Source organism: Granulicella rosea (genome assembly GCF_900188085.1).
Lineage (GTDB): Bacteria > Acidobacteriota > Terriglobia > Terriglobales > Acidobacteriaceae > Edaphobacter > Edaphobacter rosea.
The window spans coordinates 520,767-533,734 of sequence record NZ_FZOU01000002.1 but is presented as its reverse complement, the minus strand read 5'-3'; the positions used below and the strand labels follow the sequence as shown (position 1 = coordinate 533,734).

The following is a 12,968-nucleotide window of genomic DNA, read 5'->3' as shown; positions in this document are numbered from 1 at the left end:
CGTGCACAACGTGCCGTCGTAGGTCTGGAAGAGAGGGTCATACTGCTGAGGGTTGGACGCAGCAGCGCGGAAACCGCTGCGTTCACGCTACCGAATGCTGGCGATCTTGCCCGGCACGAGCCGTGGGCGCTCGCTCATCGGCGGACGGCGCATGCCGTTGCGAATCTGCGCGGAGTCCATGTCGAGTTCGGCCAGTGTCCGGCTGAGCGTGTTCCGGTGCATGCCCAGCTCTTCGGCCGCCTTGCACTGGTTGCCCTTATGGTGCGAGAGAACCTCGAGAATGTAGCGCCGTTTGAACTGGCGCACGGCATCGTTATACGAAATTCCGCCGCTGTGCATCTGCGTAATCAGCCCATCCAGTTCACGCTTCAAGGTCGTTCCTCGCTTTTTTGTCGATGGCCGGGTGTTAGCCCACAGCTAATTGTGACGCAGTTCCGTCGATTTGATCCAATCGGGCGCGTTGTGCTTGAGCCTGGTTGCGCCGTTGGCGAACTTCGCCTGGAGGTCTGCGGGTACGACAAAGCATACCGCATGAGCACCCGCAAGGAAATAGGGAGTTAGCGTCGATTTTGCGACCGCATCCGAACCCGGCGAAAATGCGGCGATTAGCATCATGATCGCCGTGCCCACCAGACAACCGCGCACGAAGCCGAAAACCGCGCCGCCAAGCCGGTCGAGAAACCCCAGACCGACAGCGCTGACAGTCTTGCGCAGCAGACGGCCCAGGAGGCTGGCAAGGATGATTACCCCCACCAGAATTAAAACGAAGGCCACGGCCTGCGCCGTCGCCAGCGGATGCGCCCAGCCCAGCAGCCGAGGCGCCAGCAGGCGGTAGTTCCAGCTCGCCAGCAGAATGCCCGCGACCCAGCCGCCGAGCGAGAAGAGCACCCGGATCAGCCCGCGCATGAACGCCGCAATCATCGACCAGGCCAGCACGCCGATCAGCAGCCAGTCGAAGGCGGTCAGGCCGGCTAACTGGCTAGGCATGGTCTTCGATTCCCGTACGTCCGGTGATCAGCCGGAAGGCCTGCATGTACTTCTCGCGTGTGTTCTCGATCACGTCCGTCGGCAGCGCCGGCGCGGGAGCCTGCTTGTTCCACCGGATCGACTCAAGATAGTCGCGCACATACTGCTTGTCGAAGGACGGCGTCGGGCCTCCCGGCGCATACCGATCCGCCGGCCAGTAGCGGCTGGAATCCGGTGTGAGCACCTCGTCGGCCAGGGTGATCTTCCCGTCCGGGTTTTCTGCGTCCCGGATGAGTCCGAACTCGAACTTCGTGTCGGCCAGGATCACTCCCTTGGCCGCCATGTATTCGGACGCCTTGGCGTAGATGGCGAGCGTCAGGTCGCGCAGCGCCTCGGCATGCGCCGCGCCGATCGTCTCGACCATGAGGTCGAAGCTGATGTTCTCGTCGTGGCCGCCGGTGTTGATCTTGGCCGCAGGGGTGAAGATCGGCTGGGGCAACTTGTCCGACTCGCGCAGGCCCGCGGGCAGGGGAATGCCGCAGATGCCGCCGGTCGCCTGGTAGTCCTTCCAGCCGGAGCCCGAGAGATACCCTCGCACGACGCACTCCACGGGAAACATCTCCGCCCGGCGGACGAGCATGGTGCGGCCTTCGAGCTGGCTTGCGTAGGGCTGCATCGCGGCCGGAAAGTCGGCGACCGCGGTCGAGATCACGTGCGAGGGAACCAGGTCGGCAAGGAACTCAAACCAGAACTTCGAGATCTGGGTGAGGATGCGTCCCTTATCCGGAATGCCCGAGCCCAGCACATGATCGAAGGCCGAGATGCGGTCGGTCGCAATGAAGAGCAGATCGGCGCCGGGCGCCTCGGAGATTGCGTAGATATCGCGAACCTTGCCGCGCGCCAGCAGCGGAAGAGAACCCAGATCGGAGGTGAGAAGTGCGTCAGCCATAGGAAAACGGTATCACCCCTGATCGCATGTTTGTCATCCTTTGCGAAGCGGAGATACTGCTCTTGCCTCCGTTATGGCGCATGCGCCGCAAGCGCACTCTCGAAAGCCGGCAACTGGCGGTTCCACTGCGCCCAGTCGTGCCCGCCGGGCAGCGTTTGGAACTCATGCGGAAGATGTTGCCGGGTCAACTGCGCGTCGTATGCCCGGACCGGCGCAGCCAGACTCTCCTGCTCACCGACCGGGAGGAAGATGTAAGGCGCTTGCCGCGGATCGACGGTGTGCGCGAGGACGAACGGATCCTTTGCCCTGCGTTCGTCGCTCCCCGACGGGCCGAAGATCGAGCGGAAGCCCAGCGATTGCGAGAGCCGCCGGAAGGTGAAGCGGCGTCCCGCTGCATCGATCGGCGGGCTGAGGGCGCCGGCGAAGCCATATAGATCCGGGTGCTCGAGGCCGATGACGACGGCGGCGAATCCGCCCATGGAAACGCCCGCGATGGCGCGGTGGGCGCGGTCCGGCGGAGCCGGCAGATCCTTCTCCGCATCGCGAATCAGGTCGCGGGTCAGGTAGTCCTCGTACTGGTCCTGCGGCTTGCTCGCGGAGTTCATGAAGTAGGTCGAGTGGCCTTCAGGCATCACCAGGACATACCCCTGCGTCGCCAGTTGTGAGATCGCCGAATACTGAGACCACTCCCGGAAGCCGCTGCCATTGCCGTGCAGCAGGTACAGCACATGCGCCTGGGACGCAGCCGGAATCGACGCAGGCCGAATGACGCGGTAGGTTACATCCCGCTGCAGCGCGCCGGAGTGAAAGATTTTGTCCTGAAAGACCACTCCCGCTGGCAGTTGGACTGGCTTTTCTATCGCGGGCTTTGCATCGCACCCGATCAGGAGGCAGAGAAAGACGGGCGTTATCCAGCGATGAATCATAGGCTCGCGCACCACCGCCGCACCGTCTCATGATGTATTCCCCAGGCAGACCAGACCGACCGAGCCCAGGCCATCACCCGCTCCTCATGTTCGTCCTGCGAGGTCGCGCCCATCACGTCCTGCACCGTCAGCGTGCCGGCCATTGAAGGTGGCGCCAACCATTCGCAACGATCTTTGAAGCGGTTGATGACGAGCATCGCGTCGTTCGCCCGCTCCACTGGCCAGCCGCGTTCGAGCAACAGGTACAGCCGCGAGAGGTGGACCCCGACCGACCGGCGCGCAGGCGGAACATCGACCCCGGGATGCTGCACCGCGTAGGCGTCGACCGTCAGGCGGTGCAGGCGCATCAGCGAGGGGTTGCTGTACTCCCGCGCCAGCAACTCGCCGAAGACTGCCCAGCAGGCGGGCGACGAGAGCATGTACTCATGCGTCGGGCCGGTCGTCTCCGGCAGGTCCGCATGGCAGCCGGAGCAGACCATCACTCCCACTCCGTCGGGTTGCGCGCCAGCCACCAGCAAGCCGGCGCGCCATTCTGCGGGAAGATCGACCGGCTGCAGCGGCGTTCGACCGTGCCCAGAGGATCGTACTCCACCTTGCTGCCCTTCAGTTGTGTGGCGAGGAACTGGTGGACCTCCACCGTGCCATAGCCCGTGCCGTGGCTCGCGCGGTACTGCTGTACACCGGCGTCGCCGATGTACAGCACCGCCGCGGCGACGATGAGTGCGACCACGCCACGCGCCAGCCAGCCTAGCCAGATCCGGATCATCGTCGGTCTCCCTCAAGCGAAGCGAAAGGCAAAAAGCAGATCCTCTGCGAGGATGAAAAACAAGAAAAGCAATGACGGCGCGGCGGCTATGCCACCCGCCGCGCGCCACGATCTTCCTGGCTGCGGTTGTTCTTGCCCAGGTTGACGCTGACGATCTTGCTCACACCCGGCTCCTGCATCGTGACGCCGTAGATCACGTCGGCCTGGCTCATCGTGCGCTTCGAGTGCGTGATCACGACGAACTGCGTCGTTGCGCTCATGTCGTGGATCAGCTTGGCGAAGCGGCCCACGTTCGTCTCGTCGAGCGGCGCGTCGACCTCGTCCAGGATGCAGAACGGCGCTGGCTGGAACTGGAAGATGCCAACGAGGAGCGACAGGGCAGTGAGCGCTTTTTCGCCTCCGCTCAACAGCAGGATGTTCTGCAGCTTCTTGCCCGGCGGCGAGGCGACGATTTCGATGCCGCTCGAATCGGAGTTCGGGTTCTCCGGATCGGTCAGCCGCATGAAGGCCTGTCCGCCGCCGAAGAGCTTGGTGAAGGTCAGCGAGAAGTTCTCGTTGATGACCTTGTAGGCCTCGTCGAACTTGATGCGCGAGACGTCGTCGATCTCCTTGATCGACGCCTGCGTGTTCTCAATGGAGTCGAGCAGATCCTTACGCTGGGCTTCGAGGAAGGTGTGGCGCTGAGCGGATTCCGCATACTCTTCGAGCGCCATCATGTTCACCGGACCCATGGCTTCCAGCCGCTGCTTCAGCGAGCGAGCCTCGGCCTCCAGTTCGTTCAGCGCCTGGCCGTCGATGCGTTCGACCGTCTGGTCCTCGCGGAGTTCGAGCGCCGGGATCGCAAGGTCGTTCAGGCAGGTCGCTTCGATGTGTTCAAGGTCCGAGCCCAGCTTGGCCGCGCGTGCGGCGTGACCGGCGCGCTCTTCGCGGAAGACCTCGGTCTCATGCCGCAGGGCGCGCAGACGCTGGTCGAGCGCGGCGGTGACCTGGCGCAGTTCGTTCGCCTCGGCGGTCAGACGCTGGCCCTGCGCGACGGCGGTGGCGCGGGTCTCGGCCAGCTCCTCGTGCTGCGCGGCGAGCGAGCCGGTCTCTTCCTCGCGACGCTGGCGTTCTGCGGCTGCGTTCTGCAGTTGCGACTCAAGCTGACCGATGCGGTTCTGCTGGCCCTGGAAGAGGCGCGTGGTCTGCTCGAAGTTGGCCTGCGCGTTGCGGCGGCGTTCTTCGAGTCCAGCCAGCGCGGCGCCGGCTGCTGCTGCGGCGGCCTGCAACTGCTCGCGCTCCGCGCGCAGCGTTTCGACGCGGTGCTGCAGTTCGGCAAGACCGGCTTCGAGGCTGGCGCGTTCGGATTCGAGCGCAGCGGCCTCGCCCTGACGGCGTTCGATCAGCTCCGCCTTCTGGGCCAGCGCGGCGCGGTTGCGCTCGGTCGACATCTGCCACTCGGCAAGGCGGCGCTCGATCCGCGCTGTCTCGGTCTCCATCTGGCGCAGCGCGGCGCCGGAGTTGGCGGCCTCGCGCTCGGCGTCGCGACGCTCGTGGTTCTTGCCTTCGATGGTGGATTGAATCGCCTGCAGCTCGTGCTGCAGCGTCTGCGTGCGGCGGTCGGTCTCGGAGAGCTCGTCTTCAAGCGCCGTCAGCTTGTCCTGCACCTCGCGAAGCTCGCGCTTCAAAGCAAGCGGTCCGCCGGAGCTGGGACGTCCACCAGTGACGGTGAGATTGTGAAAGGTCTCGCCGGTCGGGGAGAGGAAGTATGCGCTCGGATGCTGCAGCGCCAGGCTGCGAGCGGTCGCGGAGTCCGGCGTCACGAAGCCCTCGCGGAGCTTCGGCAGCAGCACTTCGAGCGAACGTCCAAAGCCGTTCAGCACGCGGATGCACTCGGTCAACGGCTTCACGCCCTCGGCGGAGACGCTTGCCGAGCTGGCCTGTCCATCGAGCGAGAAGCGCGCCTCGGCATCGGCCGGTTCGACCAGGAAGGTCGCGCGCCCGGCGACGTCCGACCGCAGCATCTGGATGCCGTCGTTGGCCGCGTCCCAGCTTTTGACGACGATGTAGTTCAGCTCCTCGCGCAGGAACTCGTCGACGATGGACTCGTACTGGCCGTCCACTTCGAGGAAGTCCGCGAGCGTGCCGACGGCGGAGTTCTTCTGCCCGGTCTGCGTAGCCTTCTTGGCGCTGGCGCGGAAGAGATTCTTCACCGTCTCGGTCGAGTACGAGTGGTCGCGGATGAGGCCTTCGAGCGAGTTGCGACGGCCCTTCAGCGTGGCTACCTCGCCTCGTAGCTGATCGCCGCGACGCTTGGTCTGGGCCTCTTCGCTGCGTCCGCCTTCGAACTGCAGGCGCAGCTCGGAGATTTCAAGCTCCAGCCGCTTCAGCCGCTCGTTGACGCTCTCGAACGACATCTTGACCTGACCGCGCTGCATGCCGAGGGTTTGAAGCTCCTCGCGCGCCACCTCGGATTCGTTGGCGAGGCGTTCGGCCTCGCGCTCCAGTCCGGCGAGCGCGGCCGAGGCCTGCGCCTCTTCATTGCGGATCTGGCTCGCGCGCTGAATGAGCTGCATCGAGGTGCGGCGGTGCTGCTCGGCCTGCTGCTCGCTGGCGGCGACGGCGCGGATGGCGTTCTGGGCCTCCTGCTGCTGGCGCTGAGCGTTTTCCCGGGAACCCGCGGCCTCGGAGGTGGCAGACTCGAGGAAGCTGCGGTGCTGCTCGGTCTCGCCCGCAAGCTGGGCGAGCTGCGCGCGCGCGGCTTCGAGTTCTTCGGCGCCGCTGGCGAGGCGAACGGTCAGCTCGGCGACGCGGTCCGCGTTGGCCGCGGTGCGCGCTGCGATGCGCTCCAGTTCGACGGCGGACTGGTTGGCGGTCGCGCCGTACTCGCGAATCTGCTGGTCCAGCGTGTAGCCGTGACGGACGCCCTCGGTGTGCTCGACGTCCATCGCCTCGGTCTGGGTCACCTGCGCATCGATGGTCTGGGTGAGGGAGGCGATCTTCGCGGCGGTCACGGCCTGATCCTGGTCGAGCTGAGCGATGCGGCTGGCGAGGACGACGCGCAGGCGTGTGCGCAGTTCGTCACGAATCTGGCCGTAGCGTTCAGCCTTGGCGGCCTGGCGCTTCAGCGTGCCCATCTGCTTGGTGACCTCGTCGAAGATGTCGTTCACGCGCGAGAGGTTCTGCTTGGCGGATTCGAGCCGCAGCTCGGCGAGGCGCTTCTTGGTCTTGAAGCGGGTGATGCCGGCAGCCTCTTCGATGATCGACCGCCGGTCTTGCGGCTTGGCCGAGAGAAGCTGGCCGATGCGCTCCTGTCCGATGATCGCGTAGGACTCGCCGCCGAGGCCGGTGCCCATGAAGATGTCCTGAATGTCGCGCAGGCGGCAGATCTTGCCGTTCAACAGGTATTCGGAGTCGCCCGAGCGGAAGAGGCGGCGCGTGACGGTCAGCTCACCGGCGCGGATGGGCGTGCGGCCGAACTTGCGGCGGCGAATCTTGAGCACGACGTTGTTGCCTGGAGCTGCCTGGGCTGCGGAGTCGGGTTCCTGCTCGGTCTCGTCTGTCGCAGCTTCAGCGGTCTCCTCGCCCGTCTTGACCTTCACCTCGGCTTCAAAGGTGGTTCCGGGCTGAGCCTCGGCGACGGCTTCGTCGGTCTCGGCGGCGCGCTGCTCGCGGAGCGTGGTCTCGTCCCAGTCGGTCGGGATCTGGTCGTCCATGGTGATGTCGGAGTCGTCGTGCTCGTGGTTCGCGTTGTCGTAGACCTCTGGGTCGACCAGCGTCAGCGATACCTCGGCCATGCCCGTCGGCCGGCGATCGCGCGTGCCGGCGAAGATGACATCCTCCATCTTGACGCCGCGCAGGCTCTTGGCCGACTGCTCGCCCAGCACCCAGGTGATGGCGTCCGAGATGTTCGACTTGCCGCAGCCGTTGGGCCCGACGATGGCGGCGATGCCATCGCCGGAGAGCTGAACCTCGGTACGATCGCAAAACGACTTGAAGCCCAGAATCTGGACCTTCTTGAGCTTGAGCATGACAAAACCTCACCGGCCAGGAGTCAGGCGCGCGGGCAGGGAACTCCCACGGCCAGAAGTCCTCGGCCTGCCTCCACTGTAGCGGTCGGTTTTCGACGAATCAACGGGTATGGCGCTACCTGTTGTGGATAAGACGGAACGAATACCACCGATGGGATCGGATATGCACCAACCCTGCGACAAGCCTGTGAAAATGCGGCGTTCTGGAGGCGCCGTTCCTGTAGGCCGCATAGGCTCCGCAAACGGAGCTTGCAACCGGGCTGCGGCCTTCCTATAATCCGCATCAATACCTTCGGAAAATTGCCTGCGATTGATCTCGCCGATTTCCGTACAGGCGACGGAATGCTATCGTTGAGGTCAGGCCAACCGCACCACACAAGTTCCGACCGCGGGCTACACCTGCGGCCCAAATGACATCGAAGATGCAAGAGCTGTGAAGAAGAAATATCTGAGGAGTCTTGAATGAAGAAGGTAGTCGTTGCATCTCTCCTGGCGTTCGCTGCAATCTCCGCCACCGGTATGGCCGGTTCGGGTCTGGCCTTTGCACAAACCGCTGTCAACCTTGGTTCAGGCGGACAGGGCGGCGTCACCATGCAGCCGGAGGAGTTCAAGGCTTATGACGACGCGGTAAATAAGCAGACGACGCCGCAGACGCAGGCGCCCGCGCTCGAGGCTTATCTGAAGGCGTACCCGCAGTCGGCGGTCAAGGCCGATGTGTTGCAGCGTCTGATGATCGCGTACAGCTCCATGGACCCGGCGAAGACGATCGACGCCGCCGACCGTCTGCTGCAGGTCGATCCGAACAATCTGCGCGCACTGACCTTCGAGGTCTACTTCCGCAAGCAGACCGCCGACGCCGCGACCGATCCGGCCGCCAAGCAGGCTGCGCTCGACGCCGCCTCCGGCTTCGCCACCAAGGGTCTGGCCGCGACCAAGCCCAAGGATATGCCGCAGGCCGACTACGACACCCTGAAGGCCACCGCGACTCCGATCTTTTACACCACCATCGGCGCGGCTGCGCTGAACAAGAAAGACTTCGCCGGCGCCATCGTCGCCTACAAGGCTGAACTCTCCGCCGTACCGCCGGCGGCGACCACCACTCCGGGTCAGGTATTGCAGGATACGTATCTGCTGGGCACCGCGTACTACGGCTCCACGCCGCCCGATCTCTTCAACTGCACCTGGTATGCGACCCGCGCGGCGTTCTATGCGCCCGAGGCCTACAAGCCGCAGCTTCAGCCGCTGGCCAGCTACTGCTACAAGAAGTACCACGGTGGCGCAGATGGTTATGAGGCCGTGACCGCAGCGGTCCAGACCAGCATCAACCCACCGGCCAGTTTCTCCATCGTGCCTGCGCCGACAAACGAGGATATCGTCGCCAAGACGATCAAGGACACCCCCGACCTCGCTACGCTTGCGTTGAGCGATAAGGAATTCATCATCCAGTACGGCAAGCCCGAGGATGCGGATAAGGTCTTCGCAACCGTGAAGGGCAAAGCAGTCGAGATTCCGGATGCCGTGGTCGTGACGGCGTCGGATAGCTCGCTGACAGTTTCGGTTTCGGACGATGCGGTCCAGGCCAAGACGGCCGACTTTACCTTCAACATGAAGACGGCCCTGAAGACGCTGCCAGCGGTTGGGGCAAAGGTCACGCTGACCGGCACCTACGCCTCTTACACCTCCAAACCGCTGATGATCATCATGAGCGATGCCGAGATTGTGGCGCCGAAGAAGGCCGCTCCGGTGCATAAGGCTCCCGTACACCATAAGTAGTAGTACGCGTCCAGCAGCAAGCGCAAAGGCCGCCTCAATTCGGGGCGGCCTTCGCGGTTTATCGTCAACTATGCCATCAGCCACCGGATCGCGTTCGCCAGAAATCGAAGTTGCAGCACCGGCTGCATCTCCGGCACGCGGTGGTAGAGCACCTTCGTCGCGCCGAGCCGGGTCGTGAACGTTCCGGCTCCGATGTTGCGGTCGTGGTCGCGCGAGTAGCCGGCGACGATCTCGACGTTCGGGCCATCGACCAGTAGACCGTTCGACTGGCGGCCCTTCGCCGCGTAATGGATTCCCATGGCCTGATCCTGCGGTAACCCGTCGTACAGCGGATGTTTGCGGACAAAGTACCAGTTGCCCATCCATGGCGCGCGGAAGTCGCCGACCGTGCCCGCGTAGGTGAAGGCTCCGGCTGCGGCGAGCTGCCTGGCGACGCCTTCGGAGAGTGCGTCCGCCTGCGGGATCGCGAGCAGCGGCGTTCCGGCTTTCACGGCTTCGAGGATGCCGTCGGCGAGTTTGCCGGTCTGCGCGACCTCCGGGCCTTCGCCAGGCTCGAGCTTGCGTCCGGGAACGACCTTCGCCGCGCCGGGCTGCGCTTCGAGACCGGTCGTATCGCCCGACTCCTGCTTCGCCGAGGTCTTCGCGGTCAGGCCGGATGAGACGATCAGGTCGTACTTGCCGCCCGGCTTGAAGTCCTGCACATGGATGCCGAGCCTCGGCTCCAGCTCGGCGAGCTGCCTGCGCAGCGGCGGTGCAATGCCGGAGATGGCGACCTCGATCATGCGAGTGCGTTTGTACTGCGGCACGCCCGCTACCCAGATCTCCTTCGTCTGCGTGGCCTGCGGACTGGAGCTGATGCTGAACCTGAAACGGTACATACCCTCTTCGGTCAATGCGGGCGTGGCGAAGGCTTCCTGGATGAGGTAGCTGGAGACGTCCGGGGTCTGCGCGGGAGCGGGGAACTCGGCGAGCTTCAGTAGCTTGCCCGAGGGGGTGACGGCGGTGAAACTCAGCGTACCGCCAGCGGGCTGCGAGGTATCGTTGAACAGGAAGAGGTCGAAGACGGCCGGTTGGCCGAGCGCGGTGCAGATGCTGCGTTGCTTCGCGACCGGGCGGACGGGCTGGAGCGTCGCCGCGATCGGCGTTGGGTCGGACTTGAAGTTGCGCAGGTTATCGACGATACCGGAGTGGTTCTCGATCGAGGTCGACTCCCAGCCGGAGATGACGGCAAAGTCGAGGTCGTTCGAGATCCGCGCGTTCTCCATATAGTTCTGCCACGTGTCGTAGCACTTCCTGCCGATCGAGAGCCAGAGCTGTTCGGTGGCGGGGAAGGCCTCGCGGAACTTCCATTTGTCGAGCCACTTGTCGGTCGCGGCGAGGATCTCGGCGTGGTCGACGTGGTCGTAGCTCTTGTTCGCGGGCTGGCGGCCGATGCCTGTGCCCACGGGGTCGGCATGCTGGTGCAGCATCAGGGAGTGGTTATCGGGCGTGGCGCAGCCCTCCATCTCGCCGAACTCGGTGATGACACTTTTGTGGGGTGAGATGTAGGTGAACTCGGTGGGCGATTTGTAGAACTCGTCGTACCACTGGTCGCCCGCGCCCTGGTGCTGGTTCCACCAGCCGCCCCATTCTTCTTCGTCGGAGCGGTGCAGCTTGTCGTTCCAGGGTTCGTACCAGGCCTGCGCGGCCTTGCGGGGCGGGGCGACGAAGCCGTCATTGAGCACAATACAACGCGAGGGATCTTCAAGACGCATGGCGGCGAGGACGGCGAGGGTGTCGGGGTTCTTCAGATCGGCGCCGATCTCGTTCTGCAGGCAGTATTCGATGACCGAGGGATGCGAGCGGAAGGCCTTGACCATCTCCACGCACTTGACGAACATGTAGCGCTGGGCGAACTTGTCGGCGGGCGCGGTGGGCTTCTCCATGATGGTGCCGGCGGCGTTGGTGGCGGCTCCGGCGGGTAGCTTGCCGATGGCCAGCTTGCCCGCGCCGGGCTCCATGTAGCGCAGCAGGCCGAGCCGGTCATGCGCGCGGAGCACGTCCTCCTTGGCGAGGTTGCGGTGGAAGTTTAGGCAGTTGAGGCCGAGCTTCTTTGCCTGTGTGACCTCTTTCTCGGCCAGCTCCGGCGTGGGCCACATGCCGTTGATCCCCCAGAATCCCCAGGAGATGGAGGAGTAGATCTTGATGCGCTTGCCGTTCAGGCGGAAGAAGGCGTCCTTGCCGAGTCCAACGGGAGCGAAGGTGCGGAAGCCGAAGGGGATGGTGCGGGTATCGGCGATCAGCTTCGTCTCTGGATGCTTAAGGGTGATCCTCATGTGGTACAGCTTGGGACTGTCCAGATCCCATAGCTTTGCGTTGTACTGTCCGAACTGCGCGGTAACGAGCAAACCACGATCCGACTCATGGACCTGGGTGATCCGCGGCTTTGAAATGATCGTACCGTCGGCTGGATCGACAATCTCCAATTCAATCGAACTAAAGATCGAGCGTGACGTGATGGAAGAATCGCTTCTTTGGACGAGGATATGAGCTTGATTCGGGCCGGGACTCATGTGGAGAACGTATTGATCTTCAGAGGTGCGTGGGGCTTCGGGGCCGTTGAGTATCCATGCATCTTGAATATGGACCGCAGGATGAACGGCACGAATCGTCATCCCACGATCCAGTCCGCCGAACCCGTGCGACCGATACAGCTTCACCGCTCCCCATTGCGCATTCGAGCCGTCGACCCAGTCGTAGCGGCCGAAGGGGTTGGTGATGCGGATGGCCAGCAGGTTCTCGCCGCCGGGGTTCGCCGCGTGGGTCAGATCGGCCTCGAAGGGCAGCTCTTCCATGATCGAGTAGCCGACCAGCTTGCCGTTCAGATAGACCTCGGCCCGCAGGTGCGCACCGCGAATGTGCAGGAAGATGCGCTTGCCCTGCATCTCCTTGGGTATGTCAATCGGCCGGTACCACCACGAGACGCCCAGGTAGGCGCCGTTCTGCGGGATGGGATCGTCGGCGGCGTAGCGGTACTCGTCCGGCGTATAAGGACGTTGCCCGAACTTGCCCCAGAGGTGCTGCTCTACCGTCGACGGCAGCGTGACGGGCAGGGTATCGGGGTGCGCAGGGGATAGGACCGACCAGCCGCCGGTGGGCGGGTTGACGGGCAGTTTGGCGATGTCGCCGGGACCGCCGGGGCGCACGTCCTCCGGCAGGTAGAGCGTGTCGTTCTTCCATTCGGCGTGCTGGTCGACCCAGAGATGCCAGCCGTCGTCGGGGATGAGCGTGCCGTTCTCGGGCCACACGGACGGCGCAGGCGCCGTCGCCTCGGCCAGGCTGGCGACGGCAGGGAGTAAGCCGCTGGCGGCGGTGACGGCGGCCGTGCTCTTGAGAAAGCTCCGGCGGGAGAGCTGGGACGTGGGCGAGGTCTCGTTTGGCATCGTTGCCAGATTGTAGCCGAAAGGTTCGACCACTGGCTAGGCACTCGGTCAAAAGACGATATCACGCAGGTATTCGAGGCGGATCATGCCTCCCCCAGAAGTTGTAGGTCCGGCTTATCCCATTTCGGTAACGGTGATGCATCCTAGTGGATGTAG

At 64.2% G+C, this 12,968-nt stretch carries 9 protein-coding genes; 1 reads left to right on the top strand and 8 read right to left on the bottom strand.

Annotation, left to right across the window (positions count from 1 at the left end):
* Nucleotides 1-87: 87 nt before the first annotated feature.
* From CHB87_RS08320 to smc, 7 genes are all read right to left on the bottom strand, one after another.
* The gene (locus tag CHB87_RS08320) at nt 88-372 is read right to left on the bottom strand and encodes a helix-turn-helix domain-containing protein (protein WP_089407937.1); all 285 of its coding nucleotides are present in this window, start codon (nt 370-372) and stop codon (nt 88-90) included.
* Nucleotides 373-417: 45 nt separating this feature from the next.
* On the bottom strand, nt 418-987 hold the full coding sequence (locus CHB87_RS08315) for a CvpA family protein (protein ID WP_245817886.1): 570 nt from the start codon (nt 985-987) through the stop codon (nt 418-420).
* Nucleotides 980-1,915, bottom strand: a complete 936-nt coding sequence (locus CHB87_RS08310) for a phosphoribosylaminoimidazolesuccinocarboxamide synthase (RefSeq protein ID WP_089407936.1) — start codon at nt 1,913-1,915, stop codon at nt 980-982. The genes CHB87_RS08315 and CHB87_RS08310 overlap by 8 nt, the downstream gene beginning before the upstream one ends.
* Before the next feature lie 71 nt (nt 1,916-1,986).
* Entirely contained in the window at nt 1,987-2,841 is an 855-nt protein-coding gene (locus tag CHB87_RS08305; protein ID WP_089407935.1) for an alpha/beta hydrolase, read from the bottom strand.
* Complete coding sequence (locus CHB87_RS08300) at nt 2,838-3,320, bottom strand: DUF5946 family protein (protein ID WP_089407934.1); 483 nt, start codon at nt 3,318-3,320, stop codon at nt 2,838-2,840. Before CHB87_RS08300 ends, CHB87_RS08305 begins: the two co-directional genes overlap by 4 nt.
* Nucleotides 3,320-3,607: a hypothetical protein gene (locus CHB87_RS08295; protein ID WP_089407933.1), complete on the bottom strand. Its 288-nt coding sequence runs from the start codon at nt 3,605-3,607 to the stop codon at nt 3,320-3,322. The genes CHB87_RS08300 and CHB87_RS08295 overlap by 1 nt, the downstream gene beginning before the upstream one ends.
* A gap of 86 nt (nt 3,608-3,693) precedes the next feature.
* Nucleotides 3,694-7,617 carry a chromosome segregation protein SMC gene (gene smc, locus CHB87_RS08290; RefSeq protein ID WP_089407932.1) on the bottom strand — a complete coding sequence of 1,308 codons (3,924 nt, stop codon included), beginning with the start codon at nt 7,615-7,617 and terminating at the stop codon, nt 3,694-3,696.
* A 462-nt stretch (nt 7,618-8,079) separates the two neighbouring features.
* Between smc and CHB87_RS08285 the strand changes: the two genes are divergently transcribed.
* Nucleotides 8,080-9,390 carry a hypothetical protein gene (locus CHB87_RS08285; protein ID WP_089407931.1) on the top strand — a complete coding sequence of 437 codons (1,311 nt, stop codon included), beginning with the start codon at nt 8,080-8,082 and terminating at the stop codon, nt 9,388-9,390.
* Nucleotides 9,391-9,458: 68 nt separating this feature from the next.
* Here the strand turns inward: CHB87_RS08285 and CHB87_RS08280 are convergent, their stop codons facing one another.
* Entirely contained in the window at nt 9,459-12,812 is a 3,354-nt protein-coding gene (locus CHB87_RS08280) for a sugar-binding domain-containing protein (protein WP_089408135.1), read from the bottom strand.
* Nucleotides 12,813-12,968: the final 156 nt, after the last annotated feature.